Raw genomic sequence first — 16,480 nt, 5'->3', positions numbered from 1 at the left:
TATGAAATATTCATGATCAGAACCTAGAATATTCAACAGTTCTTCTCGCGAAAAGATCGATACACGATTCCTTCAGGAGACTGTCTTGAAATACCATCATCACGGATACGTGTCGCACGATCCGCGCATTCAGGCGCCGGCCGGCGCCGGCATCGATCGCCCCGAAGAATTGCCCGACCACGTGGACGTCCTGATCGTCGGGGCAGGACCCGCCGGCATGATCACGGCGGCCCAGTTGTCCCAGTTCCCCGATGTCGTCACGCGCATCATCGATCGCCGCACCGGGCGCCTGGAGGTCGGCCTGGCCGACGGCCTGCAGCCGCGCAGCATCGAAACCTTCGAGGCCTTTGGTTTCGCGCAGCAGTTGATCGCCGAAGCCTGCGTAGTGACGGAAACCGTCTTCTGGAAAGCGGACCCGGACAAGCCGGCGGACATCGTCCGTGTGTCCCGTGTCGCCGAGGACCCGCACGACGTCAGCGAATATCCCCACCTGACCGTCAACCAGGCCCGGGTGCTGGATTATTTTGCCGAGTGCATGGCCCGTGCGCCCACGCGCATGACCCCCGATTACGGGTATGAATTCCAGGGCCTGACGGTCGCTGACACCGGCGACCATCCGGTGACCGTGCGGCTGACGCGTGTCGGCGATGCGAGCGGGCGGGAACGCATCGTGCGCGCCCGCTACGTCGTGGGTGCCGATGGCGGGCGCAGCGGCGTGCGCAAGTCACTGGGCCTGGCGCTGCGCGGCGTGTCGTCCAATCACGCCTGGGGCGTGATGGACCTGCTGGCCGATACGGATTTTCCGGACGTCCGCATCAAATGCGCGATCCAGTCGGAAGCCGGCAACATCCTGCTGATCCCCCGCGAGGGCGGTTTCCTGTTCCGCTTGTACGTCGATCTGGGCGAAGTCTCCGCGCATGACGGCGGCGCCGTCCGCAACATGCCGCTCGAGCAGATCGTCGCCCGGGCGCAGCGGATTTTTCATCCCTACCGGCTGGACGTGCGCGAGGTCGCCTGGCACAGCGTGTACGAGGTCGGCCATCGCCTGTGCGACCATTTCGACGATGCGCCCCAGACGGGAACGGAACGCCGCACGCCGCGCGTCTTCATCACCGGGGATGCCGCCCACACCCACAGCGCCAAAGCCGGGCAGGGCATGAATGCCTCGATGCAGGACGGCTTCAACCTGGGCTGGAAGCTTGGACATGTCCTGGAAGGCCGCAGCCCCGTCGAGCTCCTGTCGACCTATTCGGCCGAGCGCCAGCAGATCGGCCGGGATCTGATCGATCAGGATCTGCGCTGGGCCACGCAGATGGCCAAATCGGCAGAGGCCTTTGCCAGTCACGCCGAGTTCGAGCAGGCCTATCTGCGGATCACCGAGTTCGCGCAAGGCTTCATGACGCAATACGGGCCGTCCATGATCACCGCCCCGGCCACGCACCAGGCCCTGGCCTCGGGTTATCCGATCGGCAAGCGCTTCCGGTCCGCCGAAGTCATGCGGGTCGCGGACGTTTATCGCCGGCATCTGGGCCATGAGGCGAGGGCGGACGGCCGTTGGCGGATCTACGTGTTCGCCGACGCGGCGCGCGCGGGCGAGGATTCGCCCGTCGCCGCGCTGGGACGCTGGCTGGACGAATCCCCCGAATCCCCCATCCGGGGCTATACACCCGCCGGCCGGGATGCAGACGCCTGGTTCGATCTCAAGCTGATCTACCAGCAGGATTACACCGCCGTCGACATCGGCCGGGTGCCCAAGGCCTTCCTGCCGCGCGTGGGCGCTCACGGCCTGATCGACCTGGAAAACGTCTACGCCGCGCTGGCGGATCAGGACATCTTCCGCTTGCGCGGCATCGATCGGCAAGGCGCCATCGTGATCGTGCGCCCCGACCAGTACGTGGCGAACGTGCTGGCGCTGACGGCGACCGACGAACTGGCCGGATTCATCCGGACCTTCGCCGGCCGGCAGCAATGAAATTCGTCAAACAAGGAGAGAGACCATGAAACTGCGCAATATCCTGGGCGTTGCCGCCCTGTCCATCGGTGCGGCGGCACTCGCATCGCCCGCCCAGGCCAAGGATCTGAAGATCGGCCTGGTGCTGTCGGTATCGGGGCCGTTTTCCGACTACGGCAAGCAGATCCAGAACGGCATCGAGACGTTCATGGCGCAACATGGCGACACCGTGGCCGGCCGCAAGGTCAAGCTGATCGTCAAGGACGACACCGGCATTGCCCCGGCCATCGCCAAGCGCCAGGCGCAGGAACTTCTGATCAAGGACAAGGTCGACATCCTGGCCGGCTTTGACCTGACCCCCAATGCCTTCTCGGTCGCGCCTCTGGCGACCGAGGCCAAGGTGCCCATGATCGTGATGAACGCGGCGACGTCCTCGATCACGGAGAAGTCGCCCTACATCGCCCGCGTGTCGATGACGCTGCCGCAGAGTTCCTGGGCCATCGCCCAGTGGGCGGTCAAGAACGACATCAAGTCGGCCTACATCCTGGTGGCGGACTATGGCCCCGGTCACGATGCCCAGGCGCAGTTCAAGAAGACCTTCACCGAACTGGGCGGCAAGGTGCTGGGCGAGGTCCGTACGCCGGTCAATACGCCCGATTACGCGCCGTTCCTGCAGCGGGTCAAGGAAACCCGTCCCGACGCGCTCTTTTTCTTCGTGCCGCCGGGCAGTTCCATGGTCGCGCTGGCCAAGAACTTCCGCGAAATGGGGCTGGACAAGCTGGGCATCAAGGAAATGGGCCCGGGCGACATGACCGACGAAAATTCTCTGGCGGCGCTGGGCGACAATGCGCTGGGCATGATCACCGCCTTCCATTACTCGGATGCGCACGATTCGCCGGAGAACAAGGCCTTCGTCGCCGCCTACACCAAGGCCCATCCTCAGGACCGCGCCAACTTCATGTCGGTGGGCGGCTATGACGGCATGCAGCTCATCTACAAGGCGCTGGAAAAGACCGGCGGCGACGCCGGCGGCGATGCCTTCATCGCGGCGGCCAAGGGCCTGCAATGGGAAAGCCCGCGCGGTCCCGTGCAGATCGATCCTGAAACCCGCGATATCATCCAGAATGAATACATCCGCAAACTGGAGCGGGTCGATGGCAAGCTGCAGAACGTCGAATTCGCGACCTTCGAAGCCGTGAAGGACCCGGGCAAGTGAAGACATGGGCAGTGACTGGACCGACCGCATTCGCCTGCGCAACCTCAGGTTTCTGCTCAGCCTGGCCCAGACGCGCAACCTCAGCCATTCGGCGGCCGCGCTGCACACCACGCAGCCCGGCCTGTCGAAATGGCTCAAGGACCTGGAAAGCGACGTCGGCCTGACGCTGTTCGAGCGCCACGCCCGCGGGCTCACGCCCACAGTCCACGGCCAGGCGCTGATCGAGCATGCCCGCCGCATCGAGGCCCAGCTCGACCGCGCCGCCGCCGACATGAACATCCTGCGAGAGGGCGGGGCGGGGCACGTGGCCCTGGGCGCCTCGGGCGTGGCGGCGACCGAGGCCGGTCCGCTCGCCGTGCTGGAAATGGCGACGCGCATGCCCCGCCTGCGCATCGATCTGGTCGAAGGCACCATGGACCTGCTGCTGAACCAGCTCAGCCAGGGGGATCTGGACATCGTCATCGGCCGCACGATCGAGGGTGATGCGAGCCTGGCCAGTTTCGATGCCGAACTGCTGTATACCGAGCCGGTCGACCTGGCTGTGCGCCGCGACCATCCGCTGGTCGGCCGCGCGACCCTCAGTTGGGAAGACGTCCAGCAGTATCGTTTAGTCGTCTGGCCCAAGGGCTCGCCGATCCGCAAGGCCTTGGAGACCTCTCTGGCCGAAGCGGGCCTGAGCCTGCCGCCCAATTACATCGAATCCAACTCGGTCATCGCCAATATCGCCCTGTTGCGCAACAGCGATGCAATCGGCGTCGCCTCGCACCGTTCAGCCAGCGCACTGGAGGACATGAACCTGTTGCGCATCCTGCCGCTGGAATTGCGCTGCTTCGGATCGGTGTCGATGTACTGGCGCCGGGACGAATACCAGCCGAAGTCGGTGGAACTGGCGCTGGATTGCATCCGGCATGTGCTGCGCGCGCCGGGCGAACTTCAGTGATTTCCCTTACGTTCTCATCAGATAAGAATATAAGGCTGGAAATTATCAGAATATATTTATGATGGGCTCCATTCCGTGCAGGAGCGGGGTCGGGTAACGATCCGCCTGCCGCCACGGTTCCGCCGCCGAGCCGTTCCCACCACGAGGGCCCATCCGCATGCAAGCAGATCATGCCGCCGCCAAGGGCAGTGTCGAACGGGTCCTGCATGTCCTGGCCACACTGGCCCGGCTTGGACGCGGCGCCACCATTGCCGAATTGATGGAGTTGACGGGGCTGGCGCAAAGCACGCTGTACCGCCAGTTGTCGTTGCTGCGGCGCTGGGGCTTTGTGATCGGGCGGGACAATGAATTCTCACCCGGACCGATGTGCGTGCCCCTGGCCTGGGGATTCGACCAGTCGTCTTTTCTGACGCATGAATCGCACGACAAGATGGAGGCGCTGTCCAGCCTCAGCGGAGAGTCCGTCGGGCTGCTCGTGGCCGTCCGGCATCAGATCGTTTGTCTCGACATGGTGGAAAGCCGCCACCCGCTGCGTTGCTCCTTTGTCAAAGGACGGATGCTGCCGCTGAACAAGGGGGCTTCGGCCAAGGCGCTGCTGGCCTTCATGCACGTGGAGCAGCGGCGCACCGTGCTGGATCAACTGCTGCGCGATCAATGGCTGGATGAGGCGGCGCGAGCCGACCTGGAACTTCAGCTGGAGCGGATCCGCACCCAGGGGTACGCCGTGTCCAACGGCGAGGTCGATGTCGGCATCTGGGGGGCGAGCGCGCCGCTGTTCCAGCACACGGGCCATCCGGCCGTCGCCGTCATCACCATGATGGCGCCTGCGCTGCGGGCGCAAGGACAAGAAGATCACTTCATCGAAATGACCGTGCGCGGGGCGGCGCACATCTCGTCGCAATTGCAAGACCTTTGACCCCCAACACGACACGCCCATACCAAGGAGACTCTCATGAAATTTCCCCATACCCTGCGCATCACCTTGCTGGCCCTGGCATTGGGCGGCGTTCCGGCCGCCGGCCAGGCGGCCTCCGACACCATCCGCGTGGTGACCGACCCGACGTTTCCGCCGATGGAAATGACCGTGGACGGGAAGCGGACAGGCTTTGACATCGAACTGACCGAGGCGCTGGCCCATGCGGCAGGCAAGAAAATCGAGTGGACCGACATCGACTTCAAGGGCCTGATTCCCGCCGTACTGTCCGGGCGAGCGGACGCCGCCATGTCGGCGATCTACATCACGGACGCCCGCAAGCAGGCCGTGGATTTCACGGATTCCTACTATGCCGGCGGGTTGGTGGTGCTGACCAAGAGCGACGGCCCGATCAAGACGCTGAAGGATCTGGACGGCAAGCGTGTCACGGTGCAGGTCGGCACCAAGTCCGTGAACTACATGCAGGAGCACTATCCCAAGGTGCAGCGCGTCGAGGTGGAGAAGAACCAGGAAATGTTCAACCTGGTCGACATCGGCCGGGCGGATGCCGCCGTGACCGGCAAGCCCGCCGCCAAGCTGTTCGCCCAGCAGAACCCCGGCTTCACGGTGCTGGACGAGCAGATCACGACCGAGGAATACGGCATCGCCGTCAGCAAGAGCGAGCCCGAATTGACCAAGGAACTGAATCAGGCGCTCAAGACCATCCAGGCCAACGGTGAGTACCAGCGCCTGGTCAACAAGTGGTTCGAGGGTAAAAAATGAATCTTGACTTCACGCCCGCACTTGTCGGCTGGGAGGACTTGCTGCGCGGCACCGGGGTGACGATCGAAGTCACCCTGTGCGCACTCGTGCTGTCTTGTTGCCTGGGTCTGCTGATCGGCATCGGCCGGCTGAATCCGCAGCGCAGGATCACCTACAAGATTTGCAGCATCTACCTGTCCTGCTTTCGCGGTACGCCCCTGCTGGTGCAGCTCTTCATCTGGTTCTTCGGGCTGCCCCGATTTGGCATTCTGCTGCCGGCCTTCGTTTGCGGCGTGCTGGGCATGGGCATGTATTCGGCCTCTTATGTCTCGGAGGTCGTGCGCGGCGCGATCCAGTCGGTGGACAAAGGCCAGATGGAGGCCGCCCGGTCCCTGGGGATGTCCTCGACCCAGGCCATGGTCAAGATCATCCTGCCGCAGGCCGTCGTGCGCATGATTCCGCCGCTGGGCAATGAGTTCATCGCCTTGATCAAGAACTCGGCGCTGGTGTCCCTGGTCACCATCCACGACGTCATGCACGAAGGCCAGAAGATCATCAGCGTGTCCTATCGCTCGCTGGAGGTCTATCTGGTGATCGCGCTGATCTACTGGATTCTCACCAGCGCCACATCGAAAATCCTGCGCCGCGTCGAGCTGCGCCTGCAGGCGGGAGGCATGGTCCAATGAGCGCGTCCGATGTCATGATCAAGATCCGCCAGTTGCACAAGTCGTATGGCGAGAACGCAGTCCTCAAGGGGATCGATCTGGAGGTCGACCGGTCCCAGGTCGTGGTCGTGATCGGCCCCAGCGGTTCGGGCAAGAGCACCTTGCTGCGCTGTTGCAACGGCCTGGAAATCGCCCAGCAAGGCAGCATCGACATCTGCGGCGAGCGCCTGATCGACGCGGGCACGCTGATGCCCGAAAAAGCCCTGAACCACCTGCGCACCCGCGTGGGCATGGTGTTCCAGTCCTTCAATCTGTTCCCGCACCTGACCGTGCTGGAAAACGTCACCATCGGCCCCCGCACCCTGCGCGGGGTTTCAGCCGCAGAGGCGGAGAAAAAAGGGCTGGCGCTGCTGACCAAGGTCGGGCTCGAGGCCAAGGCGCAAGCCATGCCCAACAGCCTTTCGGGCGGACAGAAGCAGCGGGTGGCGATCGCCCGGGCGTTGGCCATGGAACCGGAGGTCATGCTGTTTGACGAACCGACGTCGGCGCTGGACCCGGAACTGGTTGGCGAGGTGCTGCAGGTGATGAAGCTGCTGGCCAAAGAAGGCATGACCATGATGGTCGTCACCCACGAAATGGGCTTTGCCCGCGAAATGGCGGACACCGTGGTCGTGATGGACTACGGCCGGGTCATCGAGGCCGACCGGCCCGATGTCATCTTTCAACAACCCAGGCACGAGCGCACCCGTTCGTTCCTGCAGGCAGTACTCAGCAAAGGCCCCATGGAGGCGGGCGCATCATGAGCGACACACGCTGGAAAGGACGCGACGACGCTGCCGAAAGCGGCGACACCCGCAGGCTGCATCAGATCGTGCGTACGGAGTCGACCGGCTACGGGACGGGGGACGCCGTGCTGTTGGGTTTTGCCAGTGATGCGGGCGTGCGGCGCAATCACGGCCGTCCGGGCGCCGCCAAGGGCCCCGACGCCATCCGCCGCATGCTGGCGAACCTGCCCGCGCACGACCTGGAGCGATTCTGGGACGCCGGCGACGTCACGTGTGAAGGCGACGCGCTGGAAGAGGCCCAGCACACCCAGGGACGCAAGGTGGCTGCGGCCCTGGGCGCGGGCGCGCGCCCCGTCACACTGGGCGGGGGGCATGAGGTCGCCTGGTCCAGCTTCCAGGGGCTGGCCGCGCACCTGGAAGAAGAGGGCGGCGCACCGCCGCGCATCCTGATCGTCAATCTGGATGCGCATTTCGACCTGCGCTCCAGCCGGCCGGGATCGTCGGGCACGCCGTTCGACCAGATCCTGGAATATGGCCGCGATCACGGCCTGCCGGTCCGCTATGCGTGTCTCGGCGTGTCGCGCTTGGGCAATACGAAGGGGCTGTACGATCATGCCCGGGCGCTGGGCGTCTTTTACGTCGAAGACACGGACATGCAGGAGCGCCATTTGTCCGAGCGTCTGCAGCAGCTCGACGCTTTGCTGGCCGAGGCGGATCTGGTCTATCTGACGATCGACCTGGACGTGCTGCCTGCCGGCGTGGCGCCCGGCGTGTCGGCGCCCGCTGCTTTCGGCGTACCCATGAGCGTCGTGGAAGCCTGTGTGCTGGCGGTCAAGCGCAGCGGTAAGTTGCGTCTGGCCGACATCGCGGAGATGAACCCGGATCACGACATCGATCAGCACACGGCCCGTGCCGCAGCCCGGCTGGTCTGGCATTTGCTGAGGCCCTGACGAGTTCCGAAGGCGCTCCAGCCATGTCGACGTTTCGTGGCGCATCGGTTGCGACCCGGTTGCGCTTCATCCGCGCCGCCGAGCTGCGTGCAAGTCCCTGGAAGAATGGCGGCGGCATCACGCGGGAGATCGCGATTCATCCCGCCGATGCCGGCATGGACGATTTCTTGTGGCGGATCAGCGCCGCCGAGGTCGCAGCACCTGGGCCATTCTCCTACTGGGAAGGCGTGGACCGGGTGTTGCTGGTCACCCACGGCGGCCCGGTGCATCTGATCCAGCAGCACACGCAACGGACCGTCGTCCTGCCTGCCGGCCAGGCTTTCCGTTTTACTGGAGAGGAGCCGTATTGCAGCGAACTGCCCGCAGGACCCGTGCGCGATTTCAATCTGATGCTGCGGCGGACGAAAGCACAAGGTCACGTGACGACATGCCACGGGGCAGCCGTCCAGCGCCTTGCGCCAGGGCACTGGCTGTGGCATGGGTGGCAAGGGACCTACGCCGTCGAGGTGCCAGGCCGTTTGAGTCAGGGTGTATTGGAGGCCGGCGACACGCTGCATCTTTCCGTGGCCTCGGGCGACTGCCCGGTCTTGAGGATGACGCCGAGAACCGGGGACGCCCGGCTGATCGTCGCGCGGATCGAGTATTCTTGACGAAAATCTGGAGCGTCCCTATGACTCGATACCGAAAAATGCGGATCTTCGCGCTGGCCGCCGCGCTGGCTTCGATTTCGCCATTCGGGCTGCGGCAGGTGCACGCCGGCTCGCTCCAGACCTGTCGGGATCTGTCCGTGCCGGTCAATCGCTTCGAATGGGATGGAAAGTGCGTCGATGGGCTGGCCGACGGCCTAGGAGCCAAGATCGTCGAAAGTCCGGGCGGCATGGCCAGCGATGGTTTCGTCGCCGTCATGACGTTCGCCCGGGGGAAATTCATCGCCGCCGCGCCCTACATGAAGCAGTACCGTCCACGCACTCAAGCCATTTCGTACTGGAAAATCATTCCGTCCACATCCGCCCAGACCTATTTCGGGCCGATCTCCAAGACCGACTGCATGGCCGATCCGGACTGCAGGGCGGTGGATCGATACGATATTTCCCGGATCGCCCGAACGCTGGCCTCGCGCATGCCCAAGGGAACGTCCAATGAGATGGACGGCTTCCTGTTCAAGATCACCACCCGGTCCGATGGCAAGAAAGTGCTGGAAGCCAGCGGCGGCCCCTGCGCGACCGCAGACGCGAAGGTCTATCGCACGGTGGCGGGGGACCCCGTTTACATCAAGCAGTCGGTGATGCGCGGCACCTGGGAGAGTCAGGACTACTATATTTCGGCGGAGTCCATTTATACGGGGATCGTATTGCTGGGCAATATGCATCCCGGCCTGCGGTACGCCGAAGTTCTGCAGCATGCGAAAAAGAGCCTGGACGACGTGCTGCGCACCAGTTCGTCATCCGCGCATCAGATCGGCCTTTCGCGCCAGCACTACGCGATGACCGAATGCATCGTCCGAAATCACCGGCAGTACGTGCTGGCATACCAGAACTGGGTCAAGACCAACGCGGCCAAGATCAGGTGAGTGGCTTGCCCGGGTGCTTTCCGTGTCCGTATCCGGTTCTTTCTTTGACTTTACATAATATACATTATGCGAATTAAATAACAGCAAGCCAGGCACAGGCCGCACGGCGAACGGCCGGTCCTGGGGCGTCCATTCCGCGACCGTAAAAGAGCCTGCTGTTCTTCGAGCGCCCGTGACGCCGATCACGGTAAGATGCCACTGTTTTTCCTCCAACGGCTCCGCGCATGAATCCATCCACCCTGATCGGCATCGTCGCCAGCATTCTGATGCTGGCCATCGTCCTGTTCCTGTCGGCCGAGGATCCGGGATTGTTCGTTGATTGGCCGGGCCTGGGCATCGTGCTGATCGGCACGGCGGCGGCGACCTTCATCGCCTATCCTTTGCGCGAAGTCATGCGGATTTTCGGCCTGATCCGCAGCGTCGTGCACCACGAACGCCTGGACGTCGACAAGGACCTGGAAGACCTGGTCGAAATCGCGCGCATCTGGATGCAGAGCGACATCCACGCCGTCGAGCAGGCCCTGGAACGCGTGTCCAGCCCGTTTCTGCGCAACGGCGTGCAGTTCGTGATCGACAATGTGCCCGAACAGGACATTCTGGACCTGTTGCAATGGCGTGTCGCCCGCCTGAAGGCCAAGGAACATGCCGAGGCCCAGTTGTTCCGCGTCATGGCGGGCTTTGCGCCGGCCTTCGGCATGGTGGGCACGCTGGTGGGCCTGGTCAATCTGCTGTTCCTGCTGGGCGACGGCGACATCACGGCGATCGGGCGGCAGATGGCGCTGGCCCTGATGACGACTTTTTACGGCGTGCTGCTGGCCAATCTGGTGTTCAAGCCTGTGGCGGTCAAGCTGGAACGGCGCACCGAGCAGCGCCTGATCCTGATGAACACCCTGATGCAGGGCATCGCCATGATGAGCCAGAAGCGCAGCCCTGCCCTGATGCGGGAAACGCTGAAAGCCTTCATCGCCGAAATCCGTGATGAAATCCGCGACCAGGGACCGGTTGCGGCGATCAAGGACAAGGAGCCGGAGCCCTCATGAGGCGCGGACCTGCCGAACTGAACCCCGCCCAGGCCTTCTCCCAGCGCATGCGGGAGATGGAGGCCGAGCTGTTCCAGGCGCGCCAGGCCCTGCGGCGCGACCGCAAGCGCACCAGCGTGTCCGACCGCTGGAGCCTGGGGCAGACGACGGAGTCCCCCCAGGAAGAAGGCTGGTTCCTGACGTACCTGGATGTGATGACGCTGCTGCTGGTCGCCATGATCGTGATGCTGGCGTTTTCCGGGTCCATCGGCAAACGGGCCTCCGTGCTGACGCCGGCCGCCCAGGCGGTCCGGACGCAGGCGCCGCCGGCCGTGGCTCTGGCGCCGATTCCCGCGCCGGACGAGGCATACGCCTATTCCGCCGAGGACGCTGCGATCGCGTTCAGCGCTCCGTCCGAGCCCGGGCATTCGCCTTTGTTCGGAACCTTCCCGGATTTCGCGGCCGAGCCGGCGCAGGCGCCCGTGGCGGCCGCCGGAACGCCGGTGATGCCCGATGCCGAGCCCGCGACGTTGGCGCAGATCCCGCCGCCGGACGACATCGCGCCCTATTCTGCTCAGGACGCCGCGCTCGCCTTCGCCTCGCCTTCCCTGGGCTCGCACGCAGACAAGACGGATGGAAATCCGCCGGCCGCGCCTGCTCCCGACACGGAGGAACCCTCCGAAGGTGCTGCCCTGGCGGCCTCGCTGCCCCTGGGGGATCTGGGCCACGACGTCGAGGTGATCGTCAACCAGCGCTCCATCAGCTTTCGCGTCAACAGCGAGATCCTGTTCGGCACGGGCCAGGCGGATCTCAGCCGCGAGGGGCTGTCGGTGCTGAAGCGCATGGCCAAGGTGCTGACCGACGCCGGCTACGACATCACGGTCGAGGGCCATACGGATTCCGTGCCGGTACGCAGCAACGCCCGCTATCCGTCCAATTGGGAGCTGTCCAGCGCCCGGGCCGGCAGCGTGGTGCGTTATCTGCAGGCCAACGGCATCGGCAAGGGGCATCTGAAGGCCGTGGGCTATGCCGATGCCAAACCGATCGCGGACAACCAGACGGCCGACGGCCGCGCGCGCAACCGCCGGGTCGAGCTGGTGGTGGAAAAGTCACCCGGGAGCGGGGCCGCCAAGCCGGCAGCAGCCAGGCCCGCAGAAACCCGGCCTGCCCCGGCCGCCCGGCCCGCTGCGCAGGTCTCGCCTGCTCCGGCCGCGCGCCCTGCCGGTGAACTGCCCGCGCCGACGGCGCACGTGGCCGGCCCCGACTCCGAAGCCGAATCCGAGCCCGCTTCGCACTGAGGCGGACGGGTCCCGGCCCGGGCGGATTCCGTCTCAGCCGTTTCAATCGCGAGAGAACGGCTTGCCGTCGAAGTCGAGCGTGACCAGATTGCCGTCCATCGGTCCCATGCCGGGCGAATTCAGTGGCATGCCGGGCGCTGCCGCGCCGCGCGTGTCCTTCGAAGCCAGCAGTTTGCGCACGGCCGAGGCCGGGACGTGGCCCTCGACGATCTGGCCGCTCGATGCCAGTTGTGCCGTGTGGCAGGACGCCAGTTCCATGGGCACGCCCAGGCGGGCCTTGACCGCTGCCATATCGGACGAAGACACCTCGCGCACCTCGAAACCTTCGGCGCGCATGTGCTCGGCCCAGCCGTGGCAGCAGCCGCAGTTCGGATCCTGGTAGACCGTGACGGCCTCGCCCGCCTGGGCGTGGACGGACAGGGTGATTCCCAGGGCGGCGGCCAGCAGGCCGAGAGCGGTGAGTCGTTTCATGCGCATTTCCGGATAAGGATCAAAAAATCTCGCCGGGTTCTCTTGAACCCGACGGAGAGCAGAAGTCCGCCGAAGCCGGCAGACTCATGGATTGGAGTGTGAAACCGTCGATTGGTTCACTCCGCCCGGAGGTCGTCATCAGATCTGCTCGAACCGCTCGTAATGGCGTTCGGTCTGGATTTCCGTGTGTGTCACGTGGGTGACCCGGGCGGCGGGCGGCCCCTGGAGCAGCCAGGACAGCATGCGATCCACTGCGGCGTGGTCGCCCTGGATCAGGACCTCGACCCGGCCATCGGGCAGATTGCGTACCCAGCCGCCGAGCTTGAGCTGGTGCGCCTGGCGTACAGAGGCGGCGCGAAAGCCGACGCCCTGCACACGGCCTTCGACAAGGACGGACAGGGTTTCGAAGTCATGGTGTTCAGGCAAAGATTTCATACGATCATGGGTTGGAAAGCAATCAGGGTTTCAGCCAAGACGCGAGGCGTTGATTGAACATTAAACTGTAACCGAAAGGGACCGTAAACCGGGTTCCTGGATGAGCGCCCGGGGGAAAGCCCCCCGCCCTGCCTCGCTTCTTCATCCAGTTGGCCGTGCGCCGATACCGATTGATCACCAGGACTCCGATCCCATGGGCATCCGTTCCTTATCCATCCGGGCCAAGCTCGTTCTGGCCTCTGCGGTTACCGTCGCCGTGGCCATGGGGCTGCTGGCTGCCGCCAATCTGCACTCTGCTCAAAACACCGTCAAGGACCTCGTCGTCACTCAGACGGCAAGCCTGATCAATAGTAATGCCCGGGAAATCGAAAGCTGGGCGCGGGACAAGGTCTCCATCCTGTCCTCGCTCCTGCCCGTGGCGCTGACGGACGCGCCCGAGCCCTTTCTGTTGCAGGCGCAAAACGCCGGGCGCTTCAAGTCCGCCTATATCGGCTATGCGGACAAGAAGATGAAATTCGGCGAACTGATCAAGCTGCCGGATGACTACGATCCGACCTCGCGGCCCTGGTATGCCTTGGCCGCGCAGGCCGGCAAGCCCATTCTGACCGCGCCCTACCTGGACGCGGCTTCGCGCGGCCTGGTGCTCAGCGTCTCGGTGCCGGTACAGGAGAACGGCAAGACCCGCGCCGTGATCTCGTCGGACATCGGGCTGGACGACATCGTCGCCAGCACGCGCGCGCTGCGTCCCACCGAGCACAGCTTTGCCTACCTGGTCGCAGGCGACGGCAAGATCATCGCCCACCCGGATGCCCAATTGTCATTGAAACCGGCGACCGAGGTCTTTGCCGGCTACGACATGCCCCGGCTGCAAGGGCTGGCGGATCAGTCCGGCGCGCTGGCGGATGCCGAAAACGCCGCCGGCCAGTACTGGCTGAGCGCGCACCGCATCCAGGGCGCCGACTGGCTGTTGGTCATTGCCCTGGATCAGGGCGACATTCTGGCAGGGGTCCGCCATATGCGCCTGCAGGCCCTGGCGACCAGTCTCGTCATGATCGTCCTGGCGGCGTTGGCTCTGGCGCTCCTGACCCGCGCGCTGCTGCGCCGCCTGGGGCTGCTCAAGGACGCCCTGCAGAACATTGCCTCCGGCGAAGGCGACCTGACCCGGCGCCTGGACCAGACCGGCCACGATGAACTGGCCCAGGTCGGGACTTCGTTCAATCAGTTCGTCGACAAGATCGCCGACACCTTGCGCAGCATCCGCCAGACCACGGATTCGGTGCATCTGGCCTCGGACGAGATTGCCGCCGGCAATAGCGACCTGGCGCGCCGCACCGAAGGCTCCGCCGCCAGCCTGCAGCAGACATCCAGCTCGATGGAGGAACTGTCCAGCACGGTCAAGCAGACCGCCGATTCGGGCAATGCCGCCGTGGCGCTGGCCGAGAGCGCCCGCGCGGCGGCCCGCGAAGGCGGCGAACTGATGAACCGCGTGGTCGAAACCATGCAGGGCATGAATGACAACGCATCGCGGATCGGCGACATCATCGGCGTGATCGACAGCATTGCCTTCCAGACCAATATCCTGGCCCTGAACGCGGCGGTCGAGGCCGCCCGGGCCGGTGAGCACGGCGCGGGTTTCGCCGTGGTGGCGTCCGAGGTCCGCTCGCTCGCTCAGCGCAGCGCCCAGTCCGCCCGCGAGATCAAGGCCTTGATCGACGCCAATGTGTCGCAGGTGGCGCACGGCGGCGAACAGGTCCGCCAGGCAGGCGCCGCCATGGACAAGATCGTGTCCGAAGTCCAGCGCGTGACGGACATCATCAGCGAGATCAAGGTCGCCACCAGCGAGCAGAGCCTGGGCATCAGCCAGATCGAGATCGCCGTGCAGCAGCTCGACGGCATGACGCAGCAGAACGCCGCCCTGGTCCAGGAGTCGGCCGCCGCGGCCGACAGCCTGCGCGACCAGGCGCAGGTCCTGGCCCAGGCGGTCGCAGGCTTCAAGCTCGACCACGACGGCCACGGCGCCAGGCCGGCCGCCCTGCCCGCTCCGGGAAACTGATACCCATGAGAACCGTCCGGTTTCTTGATGAGAGGGTCATAAAGACATAGCCCAACAGTCGTTCGTTCTGAAAGCGCTGATCTCTAGAATGGCTGTGCTTAAGGGCGCTTCGCCCCAGGCACCATCCGACCCATTCGAGGCTTTCATGAGCAACGCATCCGTCCGCAAACATACCGTGGTGATCGTCGGCGCCGGCACCGGCGGCACCGCCGTCGCTGCCCAGCTTCGGCGCCACGAGCCCGACCTGGACATCGCCGTCATCGATCCGTCCAGCCACCACGATTACCAGCCCGCCTGGACCCTGGTGGGCGGCGGTGCGTATAAAGCCGAGGACACCCGCCGCCCCCTGCACGACTGCCTCCCCGGCGGCGTGCGCCACATTGCGCAGGCCGTGACCGCCCTGCTGCCCGACGAGCGCCAGGTGGCGCTGGGCGATGGCAGCCGCGTGGCCTACGACTATCTGGTGGTGGCCGCCGGCATCCAGATCGACTGGAACGCCATCGACGGCCTGGCCGATGCCCTGGGCAAGAACGGCGTGACCAGCAACTACCGCTACGATCTGGCGCCCTATACCTGGGAACTGGTGCGCCAGTTCCAGGGCGGCACGGCGATCTTCACCCAGCCGGCCGGTGCGGTGAAATGCCCGGGCGCGCCGCAAAAAGCCCTGTACCTGGCCGCCGACGAGTTTCGCCGCCGGGGCGTGAAGGCCGACAGCCTGCAGTTCCGCACGGCCGGTGCGACGGTCTTCGGCGTGCCCTTCTACGCCCAGGCGCTGGACAAGGTCATGGCGTCCTACGATGCCCAGCCGCGCTTTGGCCAGAGCCTGGTCCAGGTGCGCGGCGAGGACAAGATCGCCGTCTTCGAGTCCGTGGTGGACGGTGAAAAGGTGCGCGAGGAAGTCGCCTATGACCTGCTGCACGTCGTGCCGCCGCAAGGGGCGCCCGACTTCATCCGCAACAGCCCCCTGGCTGACGCCAACGGCTGGCTGGATGTGGACAAGCACACGCTGCGCCATACCCGGTATCCCAATGTGTTCGGTCTGGGGGATTGCACCTCGACGCCCAATAGCAAGACGGCCGCCGCCATCAAGAGCCAGTCCCCGGTGCTGACGCTGAACCTGCTGAGCGTGCTGCGCGGCGCGGGCAACGTCGAGAGCTACGACGGCTACGCCGCCTGCCCGCTGACGACCTCGCGCGGCAAGGTGCTGCTGGCTGAATTCACCTACGGCGGCACGATCACGCCCAGCTTCCCCTTCGACCCGCGTGTGCCGCGCCGTGCTTACTGGTGGCTCAAGCGCAGTTTCATGCCCTGGTTCTACTGGAACATCCTGCTGAAAGGCCGCGGCCTGCCGGTGACGCACCGCACGCGCCGCTTTCCGGCCGGCGTGCCCTCGGTCCAGCCCTGACGCCCTGCCCCGACGCATCCCCGGCACACGCCCCGGATCGCCTCGCA

General features: G+C 65.0%; 16 protein-coding genes. 14 read left to right on the top strand and 2 right to left on the bottom strand.

Features of this window, described 5'->3' with window-relative positions:
• Positions 1 to 85 precede the first annotated feature (85 nt).
• The 12 genes from ACFO0J_RS10985 (at position 86) to ACFO0J_RS10930 (ending at position 12,069) form a co-directional block, all read left to right on the top strand.
• Positions 86 to 1,972 carry an FAD-dependent monooxygenase gene (locus ACFO0J_RS10985; RefSeq protein WP_376813124.1) on the top strand — a complete coding sequence of 629 codons (1,887 nt, stop codon included), beginning with the start codon at positions 86 to 88 and terminating at the stop codon, positions 1,970 to 1,972.
• Between the two features lie 25 nt (positions 1,973 to 1,997).
• On the top strand, positions 1,998 to 3,167 hold the full coding sequence (locus ACFO0J_RS10980) for an ABC transporter substrate-binding protein (RefSeq protein ID WP_376813123.1): 1,170 nt from the start codon (positions 1,998 to 2,000) through the stop codon (positions 3,165 to 3,167).
• Positions 3,168 to 3,171: 4 nt separating this feature from the next.
• A complete protein-coding gene (locus tag ACFO0J_RS10975; RefSeq protein WP_376813122.1) occupies positions 3,172 to 4,107 on the top strand; it encodes a LysR family transcriptional regulator in 936 nt (311 codons plus the stop codon).
• A gap of 157 nt (positions 4,108 to 4,264) precedes the next feature.
• The gene (locus tag ACFO0J_RS10970) at positions 4,265 to 5,023 is read left to right on the top strand and encodes an IclR family transcriptional regulator (protein WP_376813121.1); all 759 of its coding nucleotides are present in this window, start codon (positions 4,265 to 4,267) and stop codon (positions 5,021 to 5,023) included.
• A gap of 36 nt (positions 5,024 to 5,059) precedes the next feature.
• Positions 5,060 to 5,803 carry a transporter substrate-binding domain-containing protein gene (locus tag ACFO0J_RS10965; protein ID WP_376813120.1) on the top strand — a complete coding sequence of 248 codons (744 nt, stop codon included), beginning with the start codon at positions 5,060 to 5,062 and terminating at the stop codon, positions 5,801 to 5,803.
• Complete coding sequence (locus ACFO0J_RS10960) at positions 5,800 to 6,468, top strand: amino acid ABC transporter permease (RefSeq protein WP_376813119.1); 669 nt, start codon at positions 5,800 to 5,802, stop codon at positions 6,466 to 6,468. Before ACFO0J_RS10965 ends, ACFO0J_RS10960 begins: the two co-directional genes overlap by 4 nt.
• Positions 6,469 to 6,482: 14 nt before the next feature.
• Positions 6,483 to 7,250 carry an amino acid ABC transporter ATP-binding protein gene (locus tag ACFO0J_RS10955; RefSeq protein ID WP_376813240.1) on the top strand — a complete coding sequence of 256 codons (768 nt, stop codon included), beginning with the start codon at positions 6,483 to 6,485 and terminating at the stop codon, positions 7,248 to 7,250.
• On the top strand, positions 7,247 to 8,182 hold the full coding sequence (gene hutG / locus ACFO0J_RS10950) for a formimidoylglutamase (RefSeq protein ID WP_376813118.1): 936 nt from the start codon (positions 7,247 to 7,249) through the stop codon (positions 8,180 to 8,182). Before ACFO0J_RS10955 ends, hutG begins: the two co-directional genes overlap by 4 nt.
• Before the next feature lie 23 nt (positions 8,183 to 8,205).
• On the top strand, positions 8,206 to 8,832 hold the full coding sequence (locus ACFO0J_RS10945) for a HutD/Ves family protein (RefSeq protein WP_376813117.1): 627 nt from the start codon (positions 8,206 to 8,208) through the stop codon (positions 8,830 to 8,832).
• A 20-nt stretch (positions 8,833 to 8,852) separates the two neighbouring features.
• On the top strand, positions 8,853 to 9,752 hold the full coding sequence (locus tag ACFO0J_RS10940) for a hypothetical protein (RefSeq protein ID WP_376813116.1): 900 nt from the start codon (positions 8,853 to 8,855) through the stop codon (positions 9,750 to 9,752).
• Between the two features lie 224 nt (positions 9,753 to 9,976).
• Positions 9,977 to 10,792 (top strand): motility protein A, encoded by an 816-nt coding sequence (locus tag ACFO0J_RS10935; RefSeq protein WP_376813115.1) that lies wholly within the window; start codon positions 9,977 to 9,979, stop codon positions 10,790 to 10,792.
• A complete protein-coding gene (locus ACFO0J_RS10930) occupies positions 10,789 to 12,069 on the top strand; it encodes an OmpA family protein (protein WP_376813114.1) in 1,281 nt (426 codons plus the stop codon). Before ACFO0J_RS10935 ends, ACFO0J_RS10930 begins: the two co-directional genes overlap by 4 nt.
• 42 nt (positions 12,070 to 12,111) lie before the next feature.
• Here ACFO0J_RS10930 and ACFO0J_RS10925 read toward each other — a convergent pair whose 3' ends face one another.
• Complete coding sequence (locus tag ACFO0J_RS10925) at positions 12,112 to 12,540, bottom strand: DUF411 domain-containing protein (RefSeq protein WP_376813113.1); 429 nt, start codon at positions 12,538 to 12,540, stop codon at positions 12,112 to 12,114.
• 138 nt (positions 12,541 to 12,678) lie between these two features.
• On the bottom strand, positions 12,679 to 12,975 hold the full coding sequence (locus ACFO0J_RS10920) for an acylphosphatase (protein ID WP_376813112.1): 297 nt from the start codon (positions 12,973 to 12,975) through the stop codon (positions 12,679 to 12,681).
• 193 nt (positions 12,976 to 13,168) lie between these two features.
• Between ACFO0J_RS10920 and ACFO0J_RS10915 the strand changes: the two genes are divergently transcribed.
• A complete protein-coding gene (locus ACFO0J_RS10915; protein ID WP_376813111.1) occupies positions 13,169 to 15,028 on the top strand; it encodes a methyl-accepting chemotaxis protein in 1,860 nt (619 codons plus the stop codon).
• A gap of 145 nt (positions 15,029 to 15,173) precedes the next feature.
• Positions 15,174 to 16,433 (top strand): NAD(P)/FAD-dependent oxidoreductase, encoded by a 1,260-nt coding sequence (locus ACFO0J_RS10910; RefSeq protein WP_376813110.1) that lies wholly within the window; start codon positions 15,174 to 15,176, stop codon positions 16,431 to 16,433.
• Positions 16,434 to 16,480 lie beyond the last annotated feature (47 nt).

Origin of the sequence: Castellaniella hirudinis, assembly GCF_042651965.1 — a bacterium.
In the GTDB taxonomy this organism is placed as follows: domain Bacteria; phylum Pseudomonadota; class Gammaproteobacteria; order Burkholderiales; family Burkholderiaceae_B; genus Castellaniella; species Castellaniella hirudinis.
The sequence above is the reverse complement of the archived record's forward strand: the minus strand, read 5'-3'. Positions and strand labels throughout refer to the sequence as shown.

Bases quoted from the DNA above. Each gene is read 5' to 3' on its own strand.
- ACFO0J_RS10965 (WP_376813120.1), top strand. From the start codon at position 5,060: ATGAAATTTCCCCATACCCTGCGCATCACCTTGCTGGCCCTGGCATTG.
- ACFO0J_RS10925 (WP_376813113.1), bottom strand. From the start codon at position 12,540: ATGAAACGACTCACCGCTCTCGGCCTGCTGGCCGCCGCCCTGGGAATC.
- ACFO0J_RS10980 (WP_376813123.1), top strand. From the start codon at position 1,998: ATGAAACTGCGCAATATCCTGGGCGTTGCCGCCCTGTCCATCGGTGCG.
- ACFO0J_RS10960 (WP_376813119.1), top strand. From the start codon at position 5,800: ATGAATCTTGACTTCACGCCCGCACTTGTCGGCTGGGAGGACTTGCTG.
- ACFO0J_RS10970 (WP_376813121.1), top strand. From the start codon at position 4,265: ATGCAAGCAGATCATGCCGCCGCCAAGGGCAGTGTCGAACGGGTCCTG.
- ACFO0J_RS10945 (WP_376813117.1), top strand. From the start codon at position 8,206: ATGTCGACGTTTCGTGGCGCATCGGTTGCGACCCGGTTGCGCTTCATC.
- ACFO0J_RS10935 (WP_376813115.1), top strand. From the start codon at position 9,977: ATGAATCCATCCACCCTGATCGGCATCGTCGCCAGCATTCTGATGCTG.
- ACFO0J_RS10975 (WP_376813122.1), top strand. From the start codon at position 3,172: ATGGGCAGTGACTGGACCGACCGCATTCGCCTGCGCAACCTCAGGTTT.
- ACFO0J_RS10940 (WP_376813116.1), top strand. From the start codon at position 8,853: ATGACTCGATACCGAAAAATGCGGATCTTCGCGCTGGCCGCCGCGCTG.
- ACFO0J_RS10910 (WP_376813110.1), top strand. From the start codon at position 15,174: ATGAGCAACGCATCCGTCCGCAAACATACCGTGGTGATCGTCGGCGCC.
- ACFO0J_RS10915 (WP_376813111.1), top strand. From the start codon at position 13,169: ATGGGCATCCGTTCCTTATCCATCCGGGCCAAGCTCGTTCTGGCCTCT.
- hutG (WP_376813118.1), top strand. From the start codon at position 7,247: ATGAGCGACACACGCTGGAAAGGACGCGACGACGCTGCCGAAAGCGGC.
- ACFO0J_RS10930 (WP_376813114.1), top strand. From the start codon at position 10,789: ATGAGGCGCGGACCTGCCGAACTGAACCCCGCCCAGGCCTTCTCCCAG.
- ACFO0J_RS10955 (WP_376813240.1), top strand. From the start codon at position 6,483: ATGATCAAGATCCGCCAGTTGCACAAGTCGTATGGCGAGAACGCAGTC.
- ACFO0J_RS10920 (WP_376813112.1), bottom strand. From the start codon at position 12,975: ATGAAATCTTTGCCTGAACACCATGACTTCGAAACCCTGTCCGTCCTT.